Here is a 25,198-nt window from a genome sequence, read left to right on the forward strand (position 1 = left end):
GCCCGTTGAGCCGTTGCACCTTGGGCGATGGCTTTCTTTCACCCTCCCCCGCTTGCGGGAGAGGGCAGCGGTGAGGGAATTGTCTTGCGTACTCGTGGCTTCGCAATGGGCTTCAGCAGTGCTTTAGATGAACCGTGAACATGAATCAAAACGCCACATCGAACGTCCTTGAGGTGAACAACATCGAGGTCATCTACAACAAGGTCGTGCAAGCCTTGCGCGGCCTGTCGCTGGCCGTGCCGCGCGGCCAGATCGTGGCCCTGCTCGGCAGCAATGGCGCGGGCAAAAGCACCACGCTCAAAGCCGTGTCCGGCCTCTTGGCGCTGGAGAACGGCGAGCTGGAATCGGGCAGCGTGCGCTTCAACGGCCAAGACACGGCCGGTGCCGCGCCCCAGCAACTGGTGCGCCAGGGCCTGTCGCATGTGATGGAAGGGCGGCGCGTATTTGAAGACCTGACGGTCGAAGAAAACCTGGTCGCCTCCACCTACGCACTCACCGGCCGCAGCAATGCCAGCAAGCCCGATTTCGACCTGGTCTACAACTACTTTCCGCGCCTGCACGAGCGCCGCAAAGGCCTGGCCGGCTACCTCTCCGGCGGCGAGCAGCAGATGCTCGCCATTGGCCGCGCCCTGATCGCGCAGCCCGAGCTGATCTTGCTGGACGAGCCCTCGCTCGGCCTCAGCCCCAAACTCACCGAAGACATCTTCGGCATCATCGCCCGCATCAACGCCGAGCGCGGCACCAGCATGCTGCTGGTCGAGCAGAACGCCACCGTGGCCCTGGCCGTGGCGCACAGCGGCTACATCATGGAGAACGGCAAGATCGTGATCGACGGCAGCGCCACGCGCCTGGCCAACGACCCGGATGTGCGCGAGTTCTACCTCGGCATGGGCGGCGGCGGTGAGGCCAAAAGCTTCAAAGAGATCAAGCATTACAAGCGTCGCAAGCGCTGGTTGTCATGAGCACACTTCCTGAACTCACCCTGCCGCAGATGCTGCGCGCCCGCGCGCACACCGATGCCACGCGGGTGGCCATACGGCAAAAAGATTTCGGCATCTGGAAGCCCATCACCTGGGCGCAATACCACGAGCGCGCCTGCCACTTCGGCCTGGGCCTGGCAGCACTGGGTTTGACCAGCCGCGGCCATGTGGGCGTGATTGCCGAGAACCGCATTGAATGGGTGCTGGCACAGATGGGCGCCGGGCTCATCGGCGCCATCACCGTGGGCGTCTACCCCACCAGCCCGACGGCCGAGGTGGCCTATGTGGTCGAGCATGCCGACATCGAAATCATGGTCTGCGAAGACCAGGAGCAAACCGACAAGGTGCTCGAAGCACGCGCGCAGCTGCCGCGCCTGCGCAAGATCATCGTCATGGAAACCAAGGGCCTGCGCAGCTTTGCGCCCGAGGTGCGCGCCCTGATCACCAGCTTTGCCGAGGTGGAAAAACTCGGCGCCGCCAACCGCCAGCAGCAGCTCATTGAGCAGGCGCTGACCGCGCAGACGCTGGACGACATCGGGCTGATGATCTACACCTCGGGCTCCACCGGCAAGCCCAAGGGCGCGATGATCTCGTGGCGCAATATGCGCGGCGTGGCGCCCGGCATCATCGAGCGGCTGGAGCTGAACGCGGCCACCACGCATTTGTCTTACCTGCCGCTGTGCCACGTGGCCGAGCAGATGCTCACCACCTTCTGCCCCATCTACCTGGGCTCGCAGGTGAACTTTGGCGAATCGATCCGCACCGTGCAGGAAGACCTGCGCGAGGTAGCGCCCAGCATGTTTTTGGGCGTGCCGCGCATCTGGGAAAAACTGCATGCCGCCATCACCATCAAGATGATGGAAACCGGCAGCCTGCGCCGCAAGCTCTACGACAAAGCCTATGCCGCTTGCGCACCGCTGGCCGAAAAGCCGCGTGCCAGCTGGACGCTGGGCGACAAGCTGCGCTTTGCGGCCAGTTACTGGCTGGTGTTCCGCGCTCTGCAAAACTTTATCGGCCTGCGCGAAGTGCACGTGGCACTCACCGGCGCCGCGCCCATACCGCCCGATGTGGTGCGCTATTTCCGCGTGCTGGGCGTGCCCCTGGTCGAGGTCTACGGCCTGACCGAATCTACCGGCATGATCACCGGCCACAAGCTCGACCACGTGGTGGTCGGCACCGTTGGCCCGGTAACGCAAGGCGTGCAATACCGCCTGGGCCATACCGACGAAGACGGCAATGGCGAGCTGCAGATCCAAGGCGACATGGTCTTCGCCGGCTACTACAAAAACGCCGAAGCCACGGCGCAAACCATCCAGAACGGCTGGTTGCACACCGGCGATGTGGTGCGCGAAGTGCAAGGCCAGCTCAAGATCGTCGACCGGCTCAAAGACATCATGATCACCGCCGGCGGCAAGAACCTGACACCGTCCGAGATCGAGAACACGATGAAGGGCAGCCCCTACATCAAGGAATGCATCATCGTGGCCGAAGGCCGCAAGTTCGTGGGCGCGCTGGTGCAGATCGATTACGACACCGTTGGCAAGTGGGCTGAGGCGCAGCGCATACCTTTCACGCATTTTCGCTCGCTGGTCGAGACGCCGCAGGTGCGCAGCCTGATCGACGCCGAAATCAGCCAGGGCAACAGCCGCCTGGCGCAGGTCTCGCAGATTCGCAAATTCCACCTGCTCAGCAAAGAGCTAGACCACGACGACGGCGAAGTCACCGCCACCATGAAGGTGCGCCGCGCCAGCATCTACAAAACCTATGCGCAAGAGATCGAGGCGCTCTACCAATAGGTTTGCCGTTTGAAAAGCCTGCAGCTGGCGCAGCGCTGAGCCGCGCCAGCGGCTACCCATGGGAGAACCAACATGTCCAACACATCCCCTTTGCTGCTGGAGCGCGAAGGCGCCATCGCCACGCTGCAGTTCAACCGGCCCGAGGCTTTCAATGCGCTCGACGCCGCACTGGCCCAGGCCTTTGTGGCGGCCATGCGCGAGCTGAGCGCCGACAAAAGCCTGCGCGCCCTGGTGCTCAAAGGCGCGGGCAAAGCCTTTGTGGCGGGCGGCGACCTGGCTACGCTGCAAGCCAACCCCACGCAAGGCGCCAAGGATTTGCTCGGCCCGCTGATCGAGGCCGCCACCTTGATGAACCAGTTGCACGCGCCCATCGTGGCGCAAGTGCATGGTGCGGTGGCCGGTGCCGGCTTGTCGCTCATGATGTTGTGCGACTTTGTTCTGGCCGCGCAAGGCACGCGCATGAACCTGGCGTACATCAACATCGGCGCCAGCTGCGACATTGGTGCATCGTGGGCTTTGCCGCGCCAAGTAGGCATGCGCCGCGCTTTGGAAATAGCCATGCTCGGCAACAATTTTGATGCTGACGAAGCACTGCGCCTGGGCCTCGTCAACCAGGTCTTGCCGGCGGCAGAACTGCCCGCCGCCACCGCTGCGTTGGCCCAGCGCCTGGCCAATGGCCCCACCCAAGCCTATGCGCAAATGCGGCGCCTGATGCGCAGCAGCTTTGACCGCGATCTGTCGGCGCAACTGCTCGCCGAAGGCTCGGCCTTTTTGCACTGCGCGCAAACCCAGGATCTGCGCGAAGGCATTGACGCCTTTTTCGCCAAACGCCAGCCGCAGTTTGTTGGCCGCTGAACCCGCTCTACCCATCTTTTGGAGAACCCCATGTCGCACCGCGAAATCTTTGTCACCAGCTGCGCCCGCACGGCCATCGGCACCTTTGGCGGCAGCCTCAAAGACGTGCCCAACAGCCAGTTGGCCACCATCGTCACCAAAGCCGCGATCGAGCGCGCCGGCATTGCGCCCGATGCGGTAGGCCATGTGGTTATGGGCAACGTCATCCCCACCGACACCAAAGACGCCTATCTGGCGCGCGTGGCCGCCATCGACGCAGGCTGCCCCATCGAAACCCCGGCGATGAACGTCAACCGCCTCTGCGGCTCGGGCCTGCAAGCCATCGTCTCGGCCGCGCAGGCCATTGGCTATGGCGACTGCGATGTGGCCGTGGCCGGCGGCTCCGAAGCCATGAGCCGTGGCCCTTACTTCGACCAGGCCGCCCGCTGGGGCCAGCGCATGGGCGATGCCAAAAGCATCGACTACATGCTCGGCATCCTGCACGATCCCTGGCAGAAAATGCACATGGGCATCACCGCCGAAAACGTGGCCGAGCGCTACCGCATCAGCCGCGCCATGCAAGACGAACTGGCCGCCACTAGCCAGCAGCGCGCTGCCGCTGCCATTGCGGCAGGCCGCTTCAACGAACAGATCGTGCCCGTGCATATCGAAACGCGCAAAGGCACCACCGTTTTCGCCACCGACGAACATGTACGCGGCAACACCACCGCCGAAGTGCTGGCCGCAATGAAGCCCGCCTTCAAAAAAGAAGGCGGCACTGTCACCGCAGGCAATGCCTCGGGTATCAACGATGGCGCAGCCGCCATTACCTTGGTGGCGGGTGACCGCGTGGCAGCACTGGGCGTCAAACCGCTGGCCCGCCTGGTGGGCTGGGCGCATGCGGGCGTGGAGCCGGCCTACATGGGCATCGGCCCGGTGCCAGCCACGCAAAAGGTGCTGCAACGCACCGGCTTGCGCCTGGCTGATATTGACGTGATCGAGGCCAACGAGGCCTTTGCCGCGCAAGCCTGCGCGGTGATCCAGGAGCTGGGCATGGACCCGGCCAAGGTCAACCCCAACGGCTCGGGCATCTCGCTGGGCCACCCGGTAGGCGCGACCGGCGCCATCATCACCACCAAGGCCATTTACGAACTGCACCGCACGGGCGGCCGCTACGCGCTGGTGACCATGTGCATTGGCGGCGGCCAAGGCATTGCGGCGATTTTCGAGCGCGTTTGACGCCGGTCAAGCGGCCGGATGCCCACAGTCTGCAAAGGATATTTGCCTAGGCAAGAATCTGCTGCATGACTGAGACAAGCAAAAAACCCGCCCTCTCGATGTTGGACCTGGTAGCCGTGCGCGAAGGCGGCACGGTTGCCCAGGCTTTGCAACTGGCAGTGCGCACCGCGCAGCATGTGGAAGCGCTGGGCTTTACGCGCTACTGGCTGGCCGAGCACCACAACATGCCCGGCATTGCCAGCTCGTCCACGGCTGTGCTGATAGGCCATATTGCCGGCGCCACGCAAAATATCCGTGTCGGCTCGGGCGGCATCATGCTGCCCAACCACGCGCCGCTGGTGGTGGCCGAAGCCTTCGGCACCCTAGCCGAGCTCTACCCCGGCCGTATCGACCTGGGTCTGGGCCGCGCGCCCGGCACCGATGGCATGACCATGCGTGCGCTGCGCCGCGACCGCGTCGAGACCGAAGAAGATTTTCCGCGCGACGTGATGGAGCTGCAGCGCCTGCTGGCACCCGCACAACCTGGCCAAAAACTGGTGGCCACACCCGGCGCCGGCACCAATGTGCCCATCTGGCTGCTGGGCAGCAGTCTGTTCTCGGCCCAGCTGGCCGCGCATCTGGGCCTGCCTTATGCCTTTGCCTCGCACTTCGCGCCGCGCATGCTGCACCAGGCCGTGCAGATTTACCGCGATCTGTTCAAGCCCTCCGCCGTGCTGAGCAAGCCCTACGTCATCGTCGGCGCACCAGTGATCGCCGCGCCCAGCGATGCCGAAGCGCAATACCTGGCCAGCAGCACCTACCAGCGCGTGCTCGGCATCCTCACCGGCCAGCGCGGCCTGCTGCCCCGCCCGGTCGAAGGCTTCATGGACAGCCTGAACGAGGCCGAGCAACAAGCGATTGAAGGCTTCCTCGCCGTCGCCTCCATCGGCGGCCCCGAGCGCGTGCAGCAGCGCATGCAACAGCTGGCCGACTCCACCGGCGCCGACGAGCTGATGCTGGTCAGCGACATCTACGACGGCGACCTGCGCCTGCGCTCGCTCGAAATCGCCGCGCATGCCATGGGTTTGCGGGGCCAATAAGCGCCGGCGACCACGCGGATTCGCGCCACCCATGCAGCCCGTTGGAACTACGGGCTGTTTCAATTCGCCCGTCCGGGCCTGTACAGCAACGGCTGAAGGCAGTTATAAAGACCTTTTCCACCAACCCGGAGGTCAAGATGCGAATTGCCAGCGCTGCGCTGACGACAGCTGCGGCTTGCGCCCTGCTGGGCTGCGCGGCTACCCATACGGTGGAGGTGCGGATTGCGCCCAACTCCTACCAGGTGGGCGAGCTGAAATCTGAGCTGGCCACGCCGGCCGTCAACGAGGTGCTGCGCCTCAACCCGGCCAAGGTGATGATGCTGCTGTGCCGCAGCACGCCCAACGCCAAGATCATCCAGTTCGAGCGCGAACTGCGCGCACGCAGCAAGGCCGAGCTGCAGGGCATCCATACCGACATGGCCTGCCCGGTCTGAGCCAGTGCCCCCATGGCGGCATGGCAGGGCCCGGAATTCGCACAGCTTTTCACCTAAAGCACAGTTTGGCTTGGCGCAGGCAGGCTATGCTTGCGCCATGTCTGCCCTTCACCGACTCCCCTTGAGCGCAGCGCTGGCCACTGCCGCGCTGCTGGCGGCCTGCATCCAGCAGCCGCCAGAAGACCCGCCCGCGCAAAGCCAGGCACCCGAGCCAGCGCCTTCTGCAGCAGCGCCAGCGGAAAAACCGCTCAGCGCTGCGCCGGCCCAGGCGGCACGCAACGAAGACCCGGAGCTGGCCAAGCACATGCAAACGCCCGAGTTCCGGCGTGAGTACCGCACCAAGCAAGAGCAACTGCAGGCAGAAGCCCTGGTGCGCGAAGAAGCCCCCTGGCTGGGCCAAACCGGTTTGAGCGATGAGCAAGAGCGCAGCATGCCGCGCTATGTGCGCATGGAGCTGGGCCAATCGCTCAAAGACGCCAATGCCGTGCAGGCGCAAGACCTGCAGTACATGGGCAGCTTCCCCGAGCCCGATGGCACGGTGTATTACTGGCGCATCCCCGACAAGGCCCAAGCCCATGGCGACACGCACAGCGGCCCGGCCTACGCCTATATCCGCAAAGGCACGGACGGCGTTTTCTACACCGACTGGGGCAACCGCACGCCGCCGCAAAGCTGAGCCGCGGCATTCCGCCATGAGCCGCTCCGCCCGACTGCTGCAATTGCTCGACACGCTGCGCCGCGCGCGCCAGCCGCAAACGGGCCCGCAGCTCGCCCAAGACCTGGGCATCAGCCTGCGCACGCTCTACCGCGACATTGCCACCTTGCGCGGCCAAGGTGCCGACATTCTGGGCGACCCCGGCCTCGGCTTCGAGATGCGGCCGGGCTTTTTGCTGCCACCGCTGATGTTCAACGCCGACGAGCTGGAAGCCCTGCTGCTGGGCGCGCAATGGGCCAGCCGCCAGGCCGACCCGCAGCTGGCCAGCGCTGCCCAGGCCGCGATGGAGCGCATCTGTACCGCCTTGCCGCTGGAGCTGCGCATTGCGGTCGATACCAGCGGCCTGCTGGTGCCTTCGCACGAAGGCCCGCCGCAGCCAGAAACCTGGCAGGCCGCTTTGCGCCGCGCCATCCGCGCCGAGCACAAAGTGGTGCTGCACTACGAAGACCAGCACGGCCAGTTGACGCAGCGCACTGTCTGGCCATTTGCCATGGCCTACTTCGAGCGGGCGCGTGTGCTCTCGGCCTGGTGCGAGCTGCGCCAGGGCTTTCGCCATTTCCGCGCCGACCGCGTACAAGACCTGCAAGACCTGGGCCTGCGCTACCCCGACACGCGCCAGCAACTCATCACCCGTTGGCTGGCCGAGACCGGCTATTCGCTGGACTGAACACTGCTGACAAAAACTGTCACCCCGGCTTTCTACAGTGCCTGCATGGCCTTTTCGCCATGACTAACAGGAGAACACCGTGAACGCATCCGTATCTGCTTCCAGCCCATCGCCGCTGCGCTTTTTCTTCCACCCGCAATCACGCGCCCGCATCGTGCGCTGGATGCTCGAAGAATGCGGCGCCCAGTACGACACCGAGCAGCTCGAATTCGGCACCACGATGAAAGCGCCCGCCTATCTGGCCATCAACCCCATGGGCAAGGTGCCAGCGCTGCAACACGGCGAGACCGTCATCACCGAAACGGCTGCCATCCTGGCTTACCTGGCCGATCTGTATCCCGAAAAGCGTTTGGCACCGCCCGTGGGCAGCCCCGAGCGTGGCAGCTACTACCGCTGGCTGTTCTTTGTCGCCGGTCCGGTAGAAGCGGTCTCTACCGCCAAAGAAGAAGGCTGGCTCGCGCAGCAAACCACCCAGCAAGCGCTGACCGCTGGTTTTGGCCGTTTTGACGATGTGGTGCGCACGCTGGAGCTGGCCGTCAGCGGCAAACGCTATGTCTGCGGCAACCACTTCACGGCCGCCGACCTCTACCTGGCCAGCTATATCGGCTGGAGCATGATGAGCGGCACCATGCCCAAGTTGCCAGCATTTGAAGCCTATGCCCTGCCGCTGCTGCAGCGCCCGGCCTCGCAGCGCGGCGACACGCTGGACGGCCCGATGGAAGAAAGCCACGCCAGCGCAGGCGCCTGAAGCGCGGGCTGCTGGTGATCGGGCTGCTGGCGGCGCTGCCACAGCCATGCCACCAGGATCAGGCACAATAGCCGGCGGTGGCCGCTGCGCCACCTTGTTCCAACCAGCCGCCAATGCCTGCTTTTTCCTACGAAGTTCTAGACGCCCAGGGCCAGACCCGCAAGGGCATGATCGAGGCCGACAGCGCCAAGGCCGCGCGCAACCAGTTGCGCGCCCAGGCCATGGTGCCGCTGGCGGTAGAGCCGGTGGCCGATGGCGACGACAGCAAGCCGGGCGCAGCGCGCAGCCGCCGCACCGTCTTCAACACCGCCGGGCTCGCGGTGTGGACGCGCCAGCTCGCCGGGCTCATCAGCTCCGGCCTGCCGCTGGAGCGCGCACTGACCGCGCTGATGGAAGAAATCGACAACGAGCCACAGCGCCAAATGGTGGCCAGTCTGCGCGCCGAGGTCAATGGCGGCTCCACCTTCGCCAAGGCGCTGGCGCTCTACCCCAAGGATTTTTCGCACATCTACCGCGCCGTCATCGATGCGGGCGAACACAGCGGCCACCTCGACCGCGTGCTCGAACGCCTGGCCGACGATCTGGAAGAGCGCGAGCAGCTCAAAAACAGCCTGATCGGCGCCGCGCTCTACCCGGCCATCGTCACCTGCTTTGCCTTTGTGGTGGTGATGGTGCTGATGAGCTACGTGGTGCCACAGGTGGCCGAGGTGTTTGCCGGCACCAAGCATGCGCTGCCGCTGCTCACCCGCGTGATGCTGGGTTTCAGCGCGCTCATCCGCCACTGGTGGTGGCTGGCTGCAGCAGTGGCTGTGGTGGGCATGGTGATGCTGCGCCTGTCGCTGCGCCAGGCAGATTTCCGCCGCCGCTTTGACGCGGGCTGGCTGCAACTGCCTGTGATCGGCAAGCTCTCGCGCAACTACAACGCTGCGCGTTTTGCCTCCACCCTGGCCATGCTCAGCAATGCCGGCGTGCCCATTTTGAAAGCCCTGCAAGCCGCCGCCGAAACCGTGAGCAACCAGGCCATGCGCCAAGACGCTTTGGACGCGCTCGACATGGTGCGCGAAGGCGCGCCGCTCGCATCGGCCCTGGCGCAGAAAAAGCGCTACCCGGCGCTGCTGTCGATGTTTGCGCGCCTGGGCGAGCAGACCGGCGAGCTGCCGCAAATGCTCCAGCGCGTGGCCAACCAGCTGGCTGGCGAAGTCAAACGCCGCTCCATGCGCCTGGCCACGATCTTGGAGCCGCTGCTCATCGTCGGCATGGGCATCGTCGTCGGCATCATCGTCATGGCGGTGCTGATGCCGATCATTCAGCTCAACCAGTTTGTCAGGTAGCGCTGCAAGCCATCCCTCGGTATTCGAGCAGCATGACTCCGCAGTGGAGCGGGCGCTGGAATCACTCACCACAATGGTGAGATGGACCCGTAGGCTAGGCGTCTGGGGCGCAGACAGTACATGTGTACGGCAAGGCCCAGCAACAAAGCATACGGGTTCATATCGCCATCCCCAAACGAAAACTCCCGACACAAGCGCTGCAGCACGCTTTGACACTGCACTAGCGCTCCTGCGGAAATCCCTGGTGAACCATTGAGTACCGCCTATTCAGCGGTGATTTTGTTCGCTTTGACCACTTCGCCCCACAGCTTGTACTGCGCGCGCGTCATCGCATTGAGCTGCTCTGGCGTGCCACCGCCCGGCTGATCGCCGCGCTCCTGGAAGCTCTTGATCACAGCCGGCTCCTTGAGCACGGCGTTGATGCTGGCGTTCATCTTCTTGACCACCTCGGCCGGCGTGCCCGGCGGGCCGTACATGCCGATGAAGGAGATGATCTCAAAATCCTTCAAGCCCACTTCGGCAGGCGTGGGCACATCGGGCAGCGAAGCGGCGCGCGTGCTGCTGGTCACCAGAATCGGGCGCACTTTGCCGGATTTGATGTAGGGATCGAACACCGAAGTCGCATCGAACATGGCCTCCACGCGGCCGGCCATCAGGTCGATCACGGCCGGGCCGCTGCCTTTGTAGGGCACCTGGTTCATCGCCGGGCTGCCGATGCGCTCGCGCATCAGCTCGGTGGTCACGTGCACCAGCGAGCCGGCGCCGGGCGTGGCGTAGTCCACCGTCTTGCCCGATTTGGCGCGCTCTTTGACCATGGCCACAAACTGCTCGAAGTTCTTGACCGGCGACGAAGTGGGCACCACCAGCACCAGCGGCGATTGCAGCAAGATGCCGATGGGCACGAACTTGGTCGGGTCCACGATGCCAATCGTCGGGAAGACGTGGGGCGTGACCGTCATCGAGCCATTACCGACCAGCAGGCGGTAGCCATCGGGCGCGCTGCGCATGATGTCCACCGAGCCCAGGTTGCCGTTCACGCCAGCCTTGTTCTCGATCACCACGCCCTGGCCCAGCGAGGCGGCCAGGCTGTTGCTGATCACGCGCGCGGCAAAGTCGGTTTGCCCGCCGGGCGGAAAACCCACCAGCAAGGTCACCGGCTTGCTGGGCCAGGCGGCCTGCGCCATGGCCGGGCCTGCCAGGCTGGCCAGGCCCATGGCCGCCAGACCCAGCGTCAGCTGGCGGCGTCCCATCGATGCAATGGTTTTGTTCTGCATTCTCGTGTCTCCTTGGGTTGAAATCAGCTGCTGCTGGTAGTGGCCGGCTCGGCGAACTTGCCTACCGCCTCCCACAAACCGTTGATGTAGACCGCGCCCAGAGCCCGGTCGTAGAGCCCGTAGCCAGGTTTGCCGGTCTCGCCCCAGATCATGCGGCCATGGTCGGGGCGCACATATCCGTCAAAACCCACATCGTGATAGGCCTTGACAATCGCTGCCACATCGAGTGAACCGCAGGACGAGAGGTGGGCGGTTTCTTCAAAATCGCCATCCGCCGAGACCTTGACGTTGCGGATATGCGCAAAATGGATGCGCCCCCGACCACCGAACTCGCGCACCAGCGCCTCGACATTGTTTTGCGGCCCCGCGCCCAGCGAGCCCGAGCACAGCGTCAGGCCATTGGCCGGGCTGTCCACCGCGTCCAGAATGCGGGCCAGATCGTCGCGGTCTTTGACAATGCGCGGCAGGCCAAAAATCGGGCGCGGCGGGTCGTCCGGGTGGATGGCCATCTTGATGCCGCATTCCTCGGCCACCGGGATCACCGCTTGCAAAAAATACTCCAGGTGCTGCCACAAGCGCTCGGCATCCACGCTGCGGTAATCCTGCAGCAAGGCCTGCAGCTCTTCGCGGCGGTAGCTGCTGTCCCAGCCGGGCAGCGAAATGCCTTGTTCGGCATCGATGGCGGCCACTTTTTGCGTGTCGAAGGCCAGGCAGGTGGAGCCGTCGTCGAGCTGCTTGGCCAGCTCGGTGCGCGTCCAGTCGAACACCGGCATGAAGTTGTAGCAGACCACCTTCACACCCACGCTGGCCAAGTTGCGCAAGGTCTGCTGGTAATTGGCAATCAGGCGGTCACGGCTGGGCTTGCCCAGCTTGATGTCCTCGTGCACCGGCACCGATTCCACCACTTCAAAGGCCAGGCCTGCCGCCTCAATCTGCTGCTGCAGCTCGACGATCTTGGCCACCGGCCAGACCTCCCCCACCGGCTCGTCGTACACGGCCGAGACGATATGCGTCATGCCCGGTATCTGCCGAATGAACGCCAACGGAACCGGATCGGTGCGACCGAACCAGCGAAACGACATTTTCATGAACCCACCTTTCTCTGCGCCCGCAGGCACCACAACCTGGCCACAATCTGGTTAGACCAATAATATAAAATGGATAGACCATTTTAGATAGTGGTTTACCAGAATGCACCGAACTTGACTCTGAGTGCACTGTGTACGGGATAGACTAGAGTCCCAGTGCTGGTCGACCACTTGTGGCCACCGGCCTCCGTTTCTTGCCCGAGTGAAGCCCTATGCCCTCCAAGCCCGCCGCGCCTGCGGACGACCCGTCGCGCGCCACCAGCGAGCGCTCCTACCAGGATCTGGCCCGCAAAATCATCGAGCTGAGCCACGGTGACGGCGCTGCCGATGCGCGCCTGCCGTCCGAGCGCACGCTGGCCGACATGTTCGGCGTCAGCCGCACCGCCGTGCGCGAAGCCATCATTGCGCTCGAAGTGCAGGGCCTGGTCGAGGTCAAAGTGGGCTCGGGCATTTATGTGCTGGCACCGGGCCAGCAGGCGGCTCACGGGTTTGAGATTCCGGCTGGCCCCGGCCCGATCGAGACCTTGCGCGCCCGCGCGCTGATCGAATCAGAAATCGCCGGCCTCGCCGCCCGCGAACGCCGCGACGGCGACTTGGACCGTCTGTTTGAAGCGCTGGCCGCCATGCGCAGCCACCTGGCCGACAAAGGCCCGTATGACGAGGCCGACCGCCAGTTCCACCTGGCGATTGCCGAGGCCGCTGGCAACCGCGTGTTGCAGCACATGGTGCAAGCCATGTGGGACAACGCCCGCAGCGACCCACGCTGGGACAAGATCGAGCAGCACTTCCATTCGCAAGCTCTGCGCGAGACCAGCCTGCAAGACCACCAGGCCATCTTTGCCGCCATCTCGGAGCGGGACAGCGATGGCGCCCGTGCAGCCATGCAGCAACACCTGGGGCGTGTCATCCAGGAATTCAGCCAGGCCTGGCGCTGAGGCGCTGCAGGCCTCGCGCACAATAGGCCATCTTCAAGGACACTCCATGCCCGTCACGCTCAACGACAAACTGGTGGTCGCGATCTCCTCGCGTGCGCTTTTTGATTTTGAAGAAGAGAACCGCATCTTCGAGCAGGGCAACGACCGTGCCTATGTCGATCTGCAACTGCAGCGGCTCGAAGTGCCGGCACCTCCGGGCGTAGCTTTTTCGCTGGTGCGCAAGCTGCTGGCCTTCAACACAGATAGCGAACAGAAAGTGGAAGTGGTACTGCTCTCGCGCAACGACCCGGTCAGCGGCATGCGCGTGTTTCGCTCATGCAAGGCGCATGGGCTCGATTCCATTCAGCGTGGCGTGTTCACGCAAGGGCGCAACCCGTTCAGCTATTTGAAGCCGCTAGGCGCGCACCTGTTTTTGTCGGCCAATGCGGTCGATGTGCAGCAAGCGCTGCAGCTGGGTTTTCCGGCTGCGCGCGTGCTGACAGAATCGGTACAAGCGCAAGACAGCAATCCGCACGAGGTGCGCATTGCTTTCGACGGCGATGCCGTGCTTTTCTCCGACGAGGCCGAGCGCGTTTACCAAAACGAAGGGCTGGATGCTTTCCAGCGCCACGAAACCGAGAACGCCACGCACCCGCTGCCCGACGGCCCCTTCAAGCCGCTGCTCGCCGCGCTGCACCGCCTGCAGAAAGACACGCAAAGCCAGATGCGCATCCGCACCGCGCTGGTCACCGCACGCAGCGCACCCGCGCACGAGCGCGCCATCCGCACCTTGATGGATTGGAACATCGGCGTGGACGAAGCCATGTTTTTGGGCGGCCTCGCCAAGGGCGAATTTCTGCGCGAGTTCGAGCCCGACTTTTTCTTTGACGACCAGACCGGCCACGTCAACAGCGCTGCCCAACATGTGCCGGCCGGCCATGTGAGCAGCGGTATTGCCAACAGCTGACCCGGCAAGCGCCTGCGCAGGCAGCCTTCAGAACGTGTTTACGATCTCTACGCAGTCGCGTTGTGCCGCAATCGAGTCCGAGTTCGCTGTGATGGGTCGCAGAATGCACCCATGTGCATTCAAGGCGCAGCGCTGTGAAATCGGCCGATTTCGGTGCAACCCTTGTGGACAGTGGCTTTGCGATGCACAAGCACGGCTGTAAGAGAGGCCCGTGAGCAGTGCACAGGCAGAATTTGCAAGAAGCCCGTTGTCTCGCAAAGCCGCTGTCGCGGCGCGAGGAGATCGTAAACACGTTCTGAGAGCTGTCAGAACTGTTTCACCACGCCCAGCGTCACCGCCCGGCCGCGCAAGGGCGCCGCGTCTTTGATGAACGAGGTGTGCGCGAAGGCGAGCTGGTTCGTCAGGTTGTCCACCTTCAAATAGATCTGCCAAGGTGTGCCGTCGCTGGCGCGCTGGTGGTAGCTCAGGCGCCAGTTCAGCATGCCGTAACCCGGGGTGGCGCTTTCGTACTCGGCCACCCGGTTCTGGCGCTTGACCAGTTGCCAGCTCGCCTCGGTGCGCCAATGCTCCCAGCGGCCTGCCAAACGCAAGCCGATGCGGGCCGGTGCCAGGCGCGGCACCTTGCTGCCGTCGTTCAGTTTGGCGTGCACCAGATCGCCGCTGATGCCCGCCGTCCAGGTAGCGTTGATGCGCTGCTCCACCTGCCCTTCCAAGCCGGTAAACGTCGCATCTTGCTGCGCGTATTGCAGCAGCTGCAAGCCATCGTGCTCGTCCAAAGTGCGGCCGTAAATGTAGTTGCTGATACGGTTGCGGTACAGGTTGACGGAGAAGGTCGTGTCGCCCGCGGTGCGCGCCAGGCCGATGTCAATATTGCGTGATCTCTCCTTGCGCAGATCGGCATTGCCCAGCTCGTAGGTTGCCGTGGCCATGTGCAGGCCGCGCGCGTACAACTCCTCGGCGCTAGGCAAACGAGCAGCCGAAGTGACGTGCGCACTCAAGCGATAACCGGACGCAAAACGCCAGCTGCCGCCCAGCGAGAGCGAGTTGCCACGGTGCTTGCGCACCAGCGCATCGTCGTGCGCGTACACGCTTTGCCAATCGTGGCGCGCTGCGGCTTCCACGCCAAAGTTGCCAAAGCGCTTTTCCTCCAGCAAGAACAGGCCCTGGCTTTGCGTGCGCGTGGGTTGCACATAGGCTTCTTCGCCCACGGCGCTGAAGCGGCGCTGCGAGCTCTCTGCGCCCAGCACGCCGCTCCAACCAGCTATGGGCGTGTGCAGCACATCTACGCGCAAATCGTGGGCGCGGTTTTTGAAGGTGGTGGAGACTGCTTCGCCCTCGATCTCGTCGTGGCTGTAGCGGGTGACGCCGCCGCGCACGCGGATGGCATCCACACCGGCCATCGGTTGCCGCCATTCCGAACGCAGGTCGTAGCGCTCGCTGCGCATGGCCACCACGGGCACGCCGTGCTCATCGTGTTCATCGCCGTGGTCGTGGCCCTCGTGATCGTCGTGGCCGCCGCAATGCAAGTGCAAGCCGTGCAGATGGCAGCCTTCGTAGCTGTGGCTGTGGCCGGGCAAGCCATAGCGCGCCTGGTTGCGCGTGTAAGCCAGGCCAACATAGCCTTGCTCGCCAATCCACGACAGGCCCACGCTGCCGCCGCCATTGCGCGCACGGCTGCCCTCCACTTTGTCGCCCAAACCCCAGCCGCTACCCACGCCGTAATCGCCAGCGTTGCGCGCCACGCCTTCCACATGCAGGGCAAAGGGGCCGGAGCCGCCGGTGAGCGAGACAGCGCCCGCGCTCTCGCGTGCCCCCGATCCGGCTCGCAGCTCGACCTGGCCTTCGTAGCCTTTGTCGGGCACGCGGGTGGGAATTTTGTTGTCCAGCACGTTCACCACACCGCCGATGGCGCCCGCGCCATAGATCAGCGCCGAAGGGCCGCGCAGCACCTCGATCTGCTGCGCCAGCATGGGCTCGCTCACCACCGCGTGGTCGGGGCTGATGGTGGAGGCGTCCTGGATCACCGCGCCGTCGCTGAGCACTTTGACGCGCGCGCCATCCATGCCACGGATGATGGGCCGGCTCGCGCCCGCGCCAAAGTGGCTGGACTGGATGCCCGGTTGCCGGGCCAAGGTTTCGCCCAAGGTGGCGCTGCGCTGCTGCAGCAAAGCATCGCCTTCGAGCACGGTGACGGGCTGGCTCAGCGCGTCTATGGTGCGCGCCAGACCATCGGCTTGCACCGTGACCTGGCCCAAGGTGGGCTCGTTGGATTCCTGCTCAGTTTCCGCCTCGGTTGCGGTGTTAGCCGGAGCCTGGGCGCGCACGCCCGAAGCCGAGAGAAGAGACAGCGCCGCAGCCACTGCAGCGGCCAGCGCCTGGCGCTGCTGTGCGCCGGAAAAGGAAAAGTGGAGAGACATAAATACCCTGCAGCTGCGCACGCGCCGCCGTACCCCAAGAGCCAGGCGAGGCCGTGCGTGCAGCTTTCATCGAAACCATGCAATACGTTGCCAGCGCTTGCTCAGCAAGCAGCAGCAACGCTCGAAGAAAGTGCTACAGGGTGGCCGGTGGGCCGCGGGCAAAAAACAGCGCCGGGCTTTGCCGCAGCAGCACGGAGCCCAGCCGTGCATTGCGCAACGGCGCGTAGCTGCAAGCCAGCAAAACGCTGCAGAGCAAAATCCCGCCCCAGCCCAGGGCGTGATGCTGAAACAGCTGGCAGTCGCCAGCCGTATGGGCACCGTACCAGCTGTCGTTGGAGGCGGCTTTTTCGATGTCGTTGTCGCTGTTGGTGGCGGCAGTGCTGGCCAGCACTGCCAGCGGCACCGGCGCGTGCGCAATCTGGTGCATTTGCCCCAGCAAGGCCATGGCCGCCTGCAAAGCGCACAGCACCAGCAGCCAACGCGCCACGCCCGCGCGCAAGCCGCCCTGGCTCTTGCGAACCACGGTGAACCACAAGCGAGTCAAAATTTGCATGGGCAAAGCGCAACAAGAATAACGCAACAGCGTTGCATTATTACCCAAAATCTCGGGCCGCCTCGCCACCGCTGGCAGAAACGAACAAGGCCTGCAGTGCAGGCCTTGGATTGCGGTGAGAGCGGTTTTGCAGCAGCGCTTAGAGAAAACGCTCCAGCAGCTTGCGCGAGGCTTTGTCGAGCTTGGTGGTGTCGGGCAGCTTGTAGTGCACGCCGTCGGCCGAGGTGATCAACAGGTTTTGCCGGCCGTTGAGCTTGCGAATGTCTTCTTCGGCTTTCAGCGTCATGTTCACGGCGCCACGGTCGGTTTCCAGCGACCAGACGCTGGGCACGGAGAAGGTGGAGACGCTGACGATGCGCTCGATCAGCGGCTGGAACTCGCGTGCGGCCAGGTCTTCGTCGAGCAGGCGGCGGGCGGCGGCATCGACCGCGTTCAGGTCGCTGATCCACAGCGCTTCCTTGCCGTCTTCGCCAATCAGCGATACGCCTTGCAGCGGTGCGCTCAGCGGGAAGGCGCGCACCGGGTTGACGACATGGCCGCTGCCGTCCTTTTGCAGTACCAGGCGGCCAAAGGAGTTGCGCGACAGCGGCAGAGGTTGCGAGAAATCCACTGCAGCCGGGGAGTTGGGCAAATTCATGGTTGGGCTTTCAGTTGCGGCGCGTGGCCCGTCAGGCGTTGTCGTGCAGCGAATCTGCATTGGTTTTGGGGATGGCTTGCACGTCGTAAGTCACGCCGGCTGCGCGGGCAGTTACCACGCCTGCGGCTTCGGCATCCTCTTCGGCGCGGCGCGCTTGTGCCATGTACAGGCGCCAGTAAGCGCCTTCCTTGGCCATCAGCTCGTCGTGCGGGCCCACTTCGACAATCTCGCCGCGGTCCATCACCACCAGGCGGTCGGCCTTGCGCAAGGTCGACAGCCGGTGCGCAATGGCAATGGTGGTGCGGCCTTGCACCAGGTTGTCCAGCGCGCGCTGGATTTCCTTTTCCGTCTCGGTGTCCACCGCCGAGGTGGCTTCGTCCAGAATCAGGATGCGCGGGTCGATCAGCAGCGCACGGGCGATCGAGATGCGTTGGCGCTCGCCGCCCGACAGGCCTTGGCCGCGCTCGCCCACCAGCGAGTCATAGCCATGCGGCAGGCGCAGAATGAATTCGTGCGCGTGGGCAGCACGGGCAGCGGCCACGATTTCTTCGCGCGTGGCGTCGGGCTTGCCGTAGGCAATGTTCTCGGCAATCGTGCCGAAGAACAGGAACGGCTCTTGCAGCACCAGGCCGATGTTGCTGCGGTAGTCGGACACGGCGATGCGGCGTACGTCCACGCCGTCGAGCTGGATCGAGCCATCAGTCACATCGTAGAAGCGGCTGATCAGGTTGACCAGGGTGCTCTTGCCCGAGCCGCTGTGGCCGACCAGGCCGATCATCTCGCCGGGTTTGATCTGCAGGTTCAGGTCTTTGATGACGGTGCGGCTGCCGTAGCGGAAGCCCACGTTTTCCATGGTGATCGCGCCTTGCACCTTGGCGATCTTGACCGGGTTGGCCGGGTCGGGCACGTTGCTGACGTGGTCCAGAATGTCAAAAATGCGCTTGGCGCCAGCGGCCGCCTTTTGCGTGACCGAGACAATGCGGCTCATCGAATCGAGGCGCGTGTAGAAGCGGCCGATGTAGGCGATAAAGGCGGTGAGCACACCGACCGTGATCGAGCCACCGGCCACCAGATAGATGCCAAAACCCCAGACAATCAGCAGGCCGATTTCGGTCAGCAGCGTGACGGTTGGCGTGAACAGCGACCAGGTTTTGTTGACGCGGTCATTGGCTTCCAGGTTGGTCTGGTTGGCAGCGGCAAAACGGTCAGCCTCGCGCTGCTCTTGCGCAAAGGCCTTGACCACGCGGATGCCGGGGATGGTGTCGGCCAGCACATTGGTCACCTCGGACCAGACGCGGTCGATCTTTTCAAAACCGGTGCGCAGCTTGTCGCGCACGGTGTGGATCATCCAGGCGATAAAGGGCAACGGCACCAAAGTCACCAGGGCCAGCCAGGGATTGATGGAGAACAGGATGGCCGAGGTCATCAGGATCATCAGCACATCGGTCGCAAAATCGAGCGCGTTGAGCGACAAAAACAGGTTGATGCGGTCGGTTTCGGTACCGATGCGGGCCATCAAATCGCCAGTGCGCTTGCTGCCGTAAAAATCGAGCGACAGCTTGAGCAGGTGGTTGTAGGTGGTGGTGCGCAGGTTGGCACCAATGCGCTCGGAGACGCGGGCCAGCACAAAGGTGCGCGCCCAGCCCAGCACCCAGGCCACCAGGGCCGAGAGCAGCAACGCGCCCAGGTAGAACAGCACCAAGTCGCGGTCGATCTTTTCGCCGTTCTGGAACGGAATCAGGATCTTGTCCATCAGCGGGATCGTCAGGTACGGCGCCACCAGCTGCGCGGCCGTGGTGAGCAAGGTCAGCACAAAACCCAACAGCAATTGCATTTTGTAAGGTTCGGCAAAGCGCCACAGGCGCAGCAGCACCCAGCTGGAGGTGGGCGCGTTGTTCTGCCGGGCGCAGGCCGGGCATTCTTCGCTGTCGGGCGGCAGCAGCGAGCCGCAGACCTGGCAGTGCGCGCGCTCGTCTTCCACATGCTGGTAAGCCTCGCCGCGCAGCAGGCGCTCGTGCTGGTGTTCAAACTTTTGCACCAGCGCCAGCACGGCGGCCTGGTGCGACAAGGTCATGCGCCACAGGCCCAGGCGGCGGGCGCTGTCATGCAGTTCCAGGTTGCCTATGCCGCCATGGTCGTAAAAGCGAATCTTGAGATCAGAAGTCAGTACCCACTCAGTCCACTGTTGCGAGTCGGGATCCAGGGCCAATACCCGCTCCGAGGTCAGGGCGACCAGGCCGTTGCCAAAACGCAAATCGGAGCGCAGGTCAACGGGAGCGACGGCTAAGACGTTTTCTTGTGCATTGAGCTGAGCTCGCAGTTGGGCCCCCAGCGGGCCAGCAAAGAATGCTGAAGCGTCCACGTTTTGTTGGTGTTGCATATTGCGTTGTTTTCTCCGCACAAGGCGGTCGCGGCTATTTTTCGAATAAGCCGCCCATTATTGCGGTGATACGGTGCGTGGCACAGCCCGCGGCATTCTCCTACTAACGCATGACCCCGCAAATGGGCTGACAGCCCACCAGTGCGGCCCATTTGGGCGCACAATGCATCCCCATCACACGGCAATTCGGTCTCGAATTGTTACCAATGTTTATCCGCTGATTGCTATGGCGAAATTCAACAACATCCAACTCTTGCGCACAACTTTTCTGCGTGGCCCCAGCGTCTGGACCTACCGTCCGGTGCTCGAGGTCTGGCTGGATCTGGGAGAGCTGGAAGACTTTCCGTCCAACAAGATTCCCGGCCTCAACGAGCGCCTGACGAGCTGGCTGCCCGATCTGGTCGAGCACACCTGCGGCATCGGCGAGCGCGGCGGTTTCATTCAGCGCCTCGAAGGCGGTACCTGGATGGGCCATGTGCTGGAACACGTGATCATCGAGCTGCTGAACCTGGCCGGCATGCCAGCCGAATTTGGCCAAACCCGCGAAATCTCCAAGCCCGGCGTCTACCGCATGGTGTTCCGCTGCCCCGAAGAGGCAGTGGCCCGCGTGGCGCTGGAGCAAGGCTACCAACTGCTGATGGCGGCCATCAATGACGAGCCGTTCGAGCTCAAGCCCGCCATCCACGCCATCAAGACGGCCATCAACGACCGTTACCTGGGCCCCTCGACCGGCTGCATCGTCGATGCCGCCAGCGAGCGCCGCATTCCCCATATCCGCCTGAACGACGGCAACCTGGTGCAACTGGGTTATGGCGCCGCGCAGCGCCGCATCTGGACGGCCGAATCCGACCAGACCAGCGCCATTGCAGAAGGCATTGCCCAAGACAAAGATTTCACCAAGCGCCTGCTGACCGCCTGCGGCGTGCCCGTGCCCGAAGGCCAGATTGTGGCCACGCCCGAAGAAGCCTGGGAAGTGGCGCAGGACATCGGTTTCCCCGTCACCGTCAAGCCCTCGGACGGCAACCACGCCCGCGGCGTGACGCTGGAGCTGTACAAGGAAGCCGATATCAAGGCCGCCTTTGCGCTGGCCGAGCCCGAAGGCTCGGACGTGATCGTCGAGAAGTTCATCGACGGCACCGAGCACCGCCTGCTGGTGGTGGGCGGCAAGGTGGTCGCTGCCACCAAGGGCGAAACCGTCAGCGTGTACGGCAATGGCAAGGCCACGCTGCGCGAGCTGGTCGAGGTGCTGAACCAAGACCCGCGCCGCGGCCCTGAGCAGGAATACCCGCTGGACTGGATCAACCTGGAAGCCGGCGCCGTGAAGCTGGAGCTCAACCGCCAGCACGTCACGCCCGACAGCGTGATTGGCCAAGGCCAGAGCGTGCTGCTGCAACGCAACGGCAATATGGCGATTGACTGCCTGGACGACGTGCACCCCGACGTGGCTTACTACGCCGTGCTGGCCGCAAAAATTGTGGGCCTCGACATTGCCGGCATGGACATGATCTTGAAGGACGTCTCCAAGCCCATGCAAGGCCAGGGCGCGATCCTGGAAGTGAACGCCGGCCCCGGCCTGCTGATGCACCTCAAGCCCACCAGCGGCGCACCGCGCCCCGTGGGCATGGCGATTGCCGACCACCTCTTCCCACGCGAAGACGGCCCTGGCGCTGGCCGCATCCCCATCGTCGGCATTGTCGGCACGCGCAACAACGCCTTCATCTCGCGCCTGGTGGGCTGGCTGCTGCAACTGTCGGGCAAGCACACCGGCGTGGCCAGCAGCGAAGGCATGTTCCTGGCCAACCGCCAGACGCAAAAAACCAATACCGCCAACTGGGCCGGCGCGCACCGCCTGCTCACCAACCGCCTGGCCCAGGCCGCCGTCATCCAGACCACGGCCCGCTCCATTTTGGAAGAAGGCTTGGCCTACGACCGCTGCCTGGTCGGTGTGGTGACCGACATGGACGGCTACGAACAACTGGCCGACCACGATGTGCAAGAGCCCGGCCAGATGCGCCGCGTGATGCGCACCCAGATCGACGTAGTGCTGGACGAAGGCGCCGGCGTGCTCAACGCCGATCTGCCCGAAGTGGCCGAGCTGGCCGAGCTGTGCGACGGCGAGGTGATTCTGTACACCACGCAGGCCGACAACGCCGCCGTCATCGCCCACCGCGCCAACACCGAAGCCCAGCACGAAGGCGGCCGCGCCGTGCTCGTCAAGGGTAACCAGGTGGTACTGGCCACCGGCACGCAAGAGCGCGTGCTGGGCACGCTCGATGCGCTGTCGCTGCCCGGCGGCAAAAAGCCCGACACGCCCGCCTTGCTGGCCGCGATTGCCACCGCCTGGGCGCTGGACATCACGCCCGATCTGATCGGCGCCGGCATCAAAACCTTTGAATACCAGGCCTGAACCGGCCTGCAGCCCCACAGCGATTGCTACACAAGCCCAAGAGCAAAAAATAGCTTGCTACCCAGCTGAAAGACACACCATGCAGATCAACCGCATCCGAGCCTTGCGCGGCCCCAACCTCTGGACCCGCAGCACCGCCATCGAAGCCATCGTGCACTGCGCAGACAACGAGCTGCTGTACACCGCCATCCCCGGTTTCGAGGACAAGCTGCGCGCCCGCTTCCCCACCATCGCCACCTTGCAGCCGCATGGCGCCGACCAGCGCCTGTCGCTGGCCTATGTGCTGGAAGTGGCCGCCCTGTCGCTGCAAGCGCAAGCGGGCTGCCCGGTCACCTTCAGCCGCACGCACGAAACCGTGGAACACGGCACCTTCCAGGTGGTGGTCGAATACACCGAAGAAGCCGTGGGCAAGCTGGCCGTGGAAAGAGCTGCCGCGCTGATCGAGGCTGCGCTCAACGACACGCCATTTGACGCCGCAGGCACCATTGCCGAGCTGCGCGAGCTGGACGAGGACGACCGCATCGGCCCGTCCACCGGCTGTATCGTCGATGCCGCCGTGGCCCGTGGCATTCCTTTCCGCCGCCTCACCACCGGCTCGCTGGTGCAGTTGGGCTGGGGCTCCAAGGCCCGCCGCTTCCAGGCTGCTGAGCTGGACTCGACCAGCGCCGTGGCCGAATCGATTGCCCAGGACAAAGACCTGACCAAGCGCCTGCTGCACGCCGCTGGCGTGCCCGTGCCCATGGGCCGCCCGGTGGCCGATGTGGACGACGCCTGGCAAGTGGCGCTGGAAGTGGGCCTGCCCGTGGTGGTCAAGCCCCAGGACGGCAACCAGGGCAAGGGCGTGGTGGTCAACATCACCACCCGCGAAGGCCTGGAAGCCGCCTTCAAAACCGCCAGCGAATTTGGCGACGAAATCATGGTCGAGCGCTTTCTGCCCGGCCACGATTTCCGCATGCTGGTCGTCGGCGGCCAACTGGTGGCCGCTGCCCGCCGCGAACCGCCACAAGTGCTGGGCGACGGCCAACACACCATCCGCCAGCTGGTCGAGATCGTCAACCAAGACCCACGCCGTGGCTCCGGCCACGGCACGGCGCTCACCAAGGTGCGCCTCGATGACATCGCCATCGCCCGCATCGCCAGCGAAGGCCTCACGCCCGACAGCGTGCCCGCCCAAGGCCAGCGCGTGGTGTTGCGTAACAACGCCAACCTGTCCACCGGCGGCAGCGCCACCGATGTGACCGACGACGTGCACCCCGAAATCGCGGCCCGCGCCATTGAAGCGGCGCAAACCATCGGCCTGCACATCTGCGGCGTAGACGTGGTGTGTGAGACCATGCTCAAGCCGCTCGAAGAGCAAAGCGGCGGCATTGTCGAAGTGAACGCCGCCCCCGGCCTGCGCATGCACTTGGCACCGTCTTTTGGCCGCCCGCGCAACGTCGGCGTGCCCATGGTGGACGAGCTGTTCGCGCCCGGCGACGACGGCCGCATTCCCGTAGTGGCCGTCACCGGCACCAACGGTAAAACCACGACCACCCGCGTCATTGCCCATTTGTTCACCTCGCACGGCTGGCGCACCGCCATGACCAACACCGATGGCGTGTGGGTCAACGGCCGCCAGATCGACAGCGGCGATTGCTCCGGCCCCAAGAGCGCCCGCAACGCGCTGGCCCACCCCGAAACCGATGCGGCCGTGCTCGAATGCGCACGCGGCGGCATCCTGCGCGAAGGTCTGGGTTTTGACCGCTGCCAGGTGGCCGTGGTCACCAACGTGGGCGAAGGCGATCACCTGGGGCTCAACTACATCGTGACCAAGGAAGACGTCGCCGTCTTGAAGCGCGTGATCGTGCAAAACGTGGCTACCGACGGCTACGCCGTGCTCAACGCCGCCGACCCGCTGGTGGCCGCCATGGCCCATGTCTGCCCCGGCAAGGTCATCTTCTTTGCCGCCGACCGCCACCACCCCGTCATGGCCACGCACCGCGCCCAAGGCAGCCGTGTGGTCTATGTGGATGGCGACTCCATCGTGGCCGCCGAAGGCTCGTGGCGCGAATCGATCCCGCTGCGCGAGATTCCGCTCACGCGCAACGGCACCATCACCTTCCAGGTGGAAAACATCATGGCCTCGATCGGTGCCGCCTGGGCCTCGGGCCTGCCATGGCAAACCATCCGCCGCGGTCTGGCCGGTTTCTTGAACGACAGCGACAACGCGCCTGCCCGCTTCAACGTGATGGATTACAAGGGTGCCACCATCATTGCCGACTACGGCCACAACCCGGACGCCATGCGCGCCCTGGTGCAGGCCGTGGGTGCCATGCCGGCGCAAAAGCGCAGCGTGGTCATCAGCGGAGCGGGCGACCGCCGCGACCAGGACATCATCGAACAAACCCAGATTCTGGGCAAAGTGTTTGACGACGTGATCCTCTACCAGGACGCCTGCCAACGCGGCCGTGAAGACGGCGAAGTGCTGGCCCTGCTGCAAAAGGGCCTGGAAGGCGCCACCCGCACCAAGTACATCACCGAGATCCACGGCGAGTTCATCGCCATCGACCACGCACTGGAGCGCCTGCAACCGGGCGACCTGTGCCTGGTGCTGGTGGACCAGGTGGAAGAAGCGCTGGAACACCTGCGCAAACACGTGGCCGAAGCCGCCAAGGCCTGATGCCCCTGCGCCGCGCTGGCAGCGCCAGCGTGGGCGCAGCACAAGCCTGACCGATCCATGCAAAATCCTTGTCAGACGC

20 protein-coding genes are annotated in these 25,198 nt (G+C 64.4%); 14 read left to right on the forward strand and 6 right to left on the reverse strand.

All coding sequences use genetic code 11. The annotated features are described in order from the left end of the window. Positions 1-140 precede the first annotated feature (140 nt). The 10 genes from ACFIQF_RS03725 (at position 141) to gspF (ending at position 9,823) form a co-directional block, all read left to right on the forward strand. Positions 141-962, forward strand: a complete 822-nt coding sequence (locus tag ACFIQF_RS03725) for an ABC transporter ATP-binding protein (protein ID WP_393940176.1) — start codon at positions 141-143, stop codon at positions 960-962. Continuing rightward, positions 959-2,776, forward strand: coding sequence for an AMP-dependent synthetase/ligase (locus tag ACFIQF_RS03730; RefSeq protein ID WP_393940179.1), 1,818 nt, complete (start codon positions 959-961; stop codon positions 2,774-2,776). Before ACFIQF_RS03725 ends, ACFIQF_RS03730 begins: the two co-directional genes overlap by 4 nt. A gap of 72 nt (positions 2,777-2,848) precedes the next feature. Beyond that, positions 2,849-3,631: an enoyl-CoA hydratase/isomerase family protein gene (locus ACFIQF_RS03735; RefSeq protein WP_393940182.1), complete on the forward strand. Its 783-nt coding sequence runs from the start codon at positions 2,849-2,851 to the stop codon at positions 3,629-3,631. A gap of 30 nt (positions 3,632-3,661) precedes the next feature. Next, on the forward strand, positions 3,662-4,849 hold the full coding sequence (locus tag ACFIQF_RS03740; RefSeq protein WP_393940185.1) for an acetyl-CoA C-acyltransferase family protein: 1,188 nt from the start codon (positions 3,662-3,664) through the stop codon (positions 4,847-4,849). Positions 4,850-4,914: 65 nt separating this feature from the next. Continuing rightward, positions 4,915-5,928 (forward strand): LLM class flavin-dependent oxidoreductase, encoded by a 1,014-nt coding sequence (locus tag ACFIQF_RS03745; protein ID WP_393940187.1) that lies wholly within the window; start codon positions 4,915-4,917, stop codon positions 5,926-5,928. Positions 5,929-6,065: 137 nt separating this feature from the next. Continuing rightward, the gene (locus ACFIQF_RS03750; RefSeq protein ID WP_393940190.1) at positions 6,066-6,362 is read left to right on the forward strand and encodes a hypothetical protein; all 297 of its coding nucleotides are present in this window, start codon (positions 6,066-6,068) and stop codon (positions 6,360-6,362) included. 97 nt (positions 6,363-6,459) lie between these two features. Next, on the forward strand, positions 6,460-7,038 hold the full coding sequence (locus tag ACFIQF_RS03755) for a hypothetical protein (RefSeq protein ID WP_393940192.1): 579 nt from the start codon (positions 6,460-6,462) through the stop codon (positions 7,036-7,038). 16 nt (positions 7,039-7,054) lie between these two features. Next, entirely contained in the window at positions 7,055-7,744 is a 690-nt protein-coding gene (locus ACFIQF_RS03760; protein ID WP_393940195.1) for a helix-turn-helix transcriptional regulator, read from the forward strand. Positions 7,745-7,907: 163 nt separating this feature from the next. Beyond that, positions 7,908-8,492, forward strand: coding sequence for a glutathione S-transferase family protein (locus ACFIQF_RS03765; RefSeq protein WP_393940681.1), 585 nt, complete (start codon positions 7,908-7,910; stop codon positions 8,490-8,492). A gap of 113 nt (positions 8,493-8,605) precedes the next feature. After that, on the forward strand, positions 8,606-9,823 hold the full coding sequence (gspF, locus tag ACFIQF_RS03770) for a type II secretion system inner membrane protein GspF (RefSeq protein ID WP_393940198.1): 1,218 nt from the start codon (positions 8,606-8,608) through the stop codon (positions 9,821-9,823). Positions 9,824-10,086: 263 nt separating this feature from the next. On the opposite strand, the gene ACFIQF_RS03775 is transcribed toward gspF, so the two are convergent. Together ACFIQF_RS03775 and uxuA are read right to left on the reverse strand one after the other, a co-directional pair. After that, positions 10,087-11,097 carry a Bug family tripartite tricarboxylate transporter substrate binding protein gene (locus tag ACFIQF_RS03775; RefSeq protein WP_393940201.1) on the reverse strand — a complete coding sequence of 337 codons (1,011 nt, stop codon included), beginning with the start codon at positions 11,095-11,097 and terminating at the stop codon, positions 10,087-10,089. A gap of 23 nt (positions 11,098-11,120) precedes the next feature. Next, positions 11,121-12,185 (reverse strand): mannonate dehydratase, encoded by a 1,065-nt coding sequence (uxuA, locus tag ACFIQF_RS03780; RefSeq protein ID WP_393940203.1) that lies wholly within the window; start codon positions 12,183-12,185, stop codon positions 11,121-11,123. Between the two features lie 212 nt (positions 12,186-12,397). Here uxuA and ACFIQF_RS03785 point away from each other — a divergent pair, with 212 nt between their 5' ends. Both ACFIQF_RS03785 and ACFIQF_RS03790 read left to right on the forward strand, forming a co-directional pair. Beyond that, entirely contained in the window at positions 12,398-13,120 is a 723-nt protein-coding gene (locus ACFIQF_RS03785) for a FadR/GntR family transcriptional regulator (protein ID WP_393940205.1), read from the forward strand. 46 nt (positions 13,121-13,166) lie between these two features. After that, positions 13,167-14,066, forward strand: coding sequence for a 5'-nucleotidase (locus tag ACFIQF_RS03790; RefSeq protein WP_393940207.1), 900 nt, complete (start codon positions 13,167-13,169; stop codon positions 14,064-14,066). Between the two features lie 305 nt (positions 14,067-14,371). Here ACFIQF_RS03790 and ACFIQF_RS03795 read toward each other — a convergent pair whose 3' ends face one another. The 4 genes from ACFIQF_RS03795 to ACFIQF_RS03810 all read right to left on the reverse strand — a co-directional run bounded on the left by ACFIQF_RS03795 (position 14,372) and on the right by ACFIQF_RS03810 (position 20,053). Next, on the reverse strand, positions 14,372-16,483 hold the full coding sequence (locus ACFIQF_RS03795) for a TonB-dependent receptor domain-containing protein (RefSeq protein ID WP_393940210.1): 2,112 nt from the start codon (positions 16,481-16,483) through the stop codon (positions 14,372-14,374). 133 nt (positions 16,484-16,616) lie between these two features. Then, positions 16,617-17,036, reverse strand: coding sequence for a hypothetical protein (locus ACFIQF_RS03800; RefSeq protein WP_393940213.1), 420 nt, complete (start codon positions 17,034-17,036; stop codon positions 16,617-16,619). Between the two features lie 139 nt (positions 17,037-17,175). Next, positions 17,176-17,673 carry a cyanophycin metabolism-associated DUF1854 family protein gene (locus ACFIQF_RS03805; protein ID WP_393940216.1) on the reverse strand — a complete coding sequence of 166 codons (498 nt, stop codon included), beginning with the start codon at positions 17,671-17,673 and terminating at the stop codon, positions 17,176-17,178. Between the two features lie 31 nt (positions 17,674-17,704). Further along, positions 17,705-20,053, reverse strand: a complete 2,349-nt coding sequence (locus ACFIQF_RS03810; protein WP_393940218.1) for a cyanophycin metabolism-associated ABC transporter — start codon at positions 20,051-20,053, stop codon at positions 17,705-17,707. 226 nt (positions 20,054-20,279) lie between these two features. Here ACFIQF_RS03810 and ACFIQF_RS03815 point away from each other — a divergent pair, with 226 nt between their 5' ends. Beyond that, positions 20,280-22,460: a cyanophycin synthetase gene (locus ACFIQF_RS03815; RefSeq protein WP_393940221.1), complete on the forward strand. Its 2,181-nt coding sequence runs from the start codon at positions 20,280-20,282 to the stop codon at positions 22,458-22,460. A gap of 79 nt (positions 22,461-22,539) precedes the next feature. After that, positions 22,540-25,119: a cyanophycin synthetase gene (cphA, locus tag ACFIQF_RS03820; protein WP_393940224.1), complete on the forward strand. Its 2,580-nt coding sequence runs from the start codon at positions 22,540-22,542 to the stop codon at positions 25,117-25,119. The last annotated feature ends 79 nt before the right edge of the window (positions 25,120-25,198 follow it).

Origin of the sequence: Comamonas trifloxystrobinivorans (genome assembly GCF_043359985.1) — a bacterium.
In the GTDB taxonomy this organism is placed as follows: Bacteria; Pseudomonadota; Gammaproteobacteria; order Burkholderiales; family Burkholderiaceae_C; genus Comamonas; species Comamonas trifloxystrobinivorans.

Bases quoted from the DNA above. Each gene is read 5' to 3' on its own strand.
- ACFIQF_RS03760 (WP_393940195.1), top strand. From the start codon at position 7,055: ATGAGCCGCTCCGCCCGACTGCTGCAATTGCTCGACACGCTGCGCCGC.
- ACFIQF_RS03755 (WP_393940192.1), top strand. From the start codon at position 6,460: ATGTCTGCCCTTCACCGACTCCCCTTGAGCGCAGCGCTGGCCACTGCC.
- ACFIQF_RS03765 (WP_393940681.1), top strand. From the start codon at position 7,908: ATGCTCGAAGAATGCGGCGCCCAGTACGACACCGAGCAGCTCGAATTC.
- ACFIQF_RS03750 (WP_393940190.1), top strand. From the start codon at position 6,066: ATGCGAATTGCCAGCGCTGCGCTGACGACAGCTGCGGCTTGCGCCCTG.
- ACFIQF_RS03790 (WP_393940207.1), top strand. From the start codon at position 13,167: ATGCCCGTCACGCTCAACGACAAACTGGTGGTCGCGATCTCCTCGCGT.
- ACFIQF_RS03725 (WP_393940176.1), top strand. From the start codon at position 141: ATGAATCAAAACGCCACATCGAACGTCCTTGAGGTGAACAACATCGAG.
- uxuA (WP_393940203.1), bottom strand. From the start codon at position 12,185: ATGAAAATGTCGTTTCGCTGGTTCGGTCGCACCGATCCGGTTCCGTTG.
- ACFIQF_RS03745 (WP_393940187.1), top strand. From the start codon at position 4,915: ATGACTGAGACAAGCAAAAAACCCGCCCTCTCGATGTTGGACCTGGTA.
- ACFIQF_RS03740 (WP_393940185.1), top strand. From the start codon at position 3,662: ATGTCGCACCGCGAAATCTTTGTCACCAGCTGCGCCCGCACGGCCATC.
- ACFIQF_RS03805 (WP_393940216.1), bottom strand. From the start codon at position 17,673: ATGAATTTGCCCAACTCCCCGGCTGCAGTGGATTTCTCGCAACCTCTG.
- ACFIQF_RS03800 (WP_393940213.1), bottom strand. From the start codon at position 17,036: ATGCAAATTTTGACTCGCTTGTGGTTCACCGTGGTTCGCAAGAGCCAG.
- ACFIQF_RS03775 (WP_393940201.1), bottom strand. From the start codon at position 11,097: ATGCAGAACAAAACCATTGCATCGATGGGACGCCGCCAGCTGACGCTG.
- gspF (WP_393940198.1), top strand. From the start codon at position 8,606: ATGCCTGCTTTTTCCTACGAAGTTCTAGACGCCCAGGGCCAGACCCGC.
- cphA (WP_393940224.1), top strand. From the start codon at position 22,540: ATGCAGATCAACCGCATCCGAGCCTTGCGCGGCCCCAACCTCTGGACC.
- ACFIQF_RS03730 (WP_393940179.1), top strand. From the start codon at position 959: ATGAGCACACTTCCTGAACTCACCCTGCCGCAGATGCTGCGCGCCCGC.
- ACFIQF_RS03810 (WP_393940218.1), bottom strand. From the start codon at position 20,053: ATGCAACACCAACAAAACGTGGACGCTTCAGCATTCTTTGCTGGCCCG.
- ACFIQF_RS03735 (WP_393940182.1), top strand. From the start codon at position 2,849: ATGTCCAACACATCCCCTTTGCTGCTGGAGCGCGAAGGCGCCATCGCC.
- ACFIQF_RS03785 (WP_393940205.1), top strand. From the start codon at position 12,398: ATGCCCTCCAAGCCCGCCGCGCCTGCGGACGACCCGTCGCGCGCCACC.
- ACFIQF_RS03795 (WP_393940210.1), bottom strand. From the start codon at position 16,483: ATGTCTCTCCACTTTTCCTTTTCCGGCGCACAGCAGCGCCAGGCGCTG.
- ACFIQF_RS03815 (WP_393940221.1), top strand. From the start codon at position 20,280: ATGGCGAAATTCAACAACATCCAACTCTTGCGCACAACTTTTCTGCGT.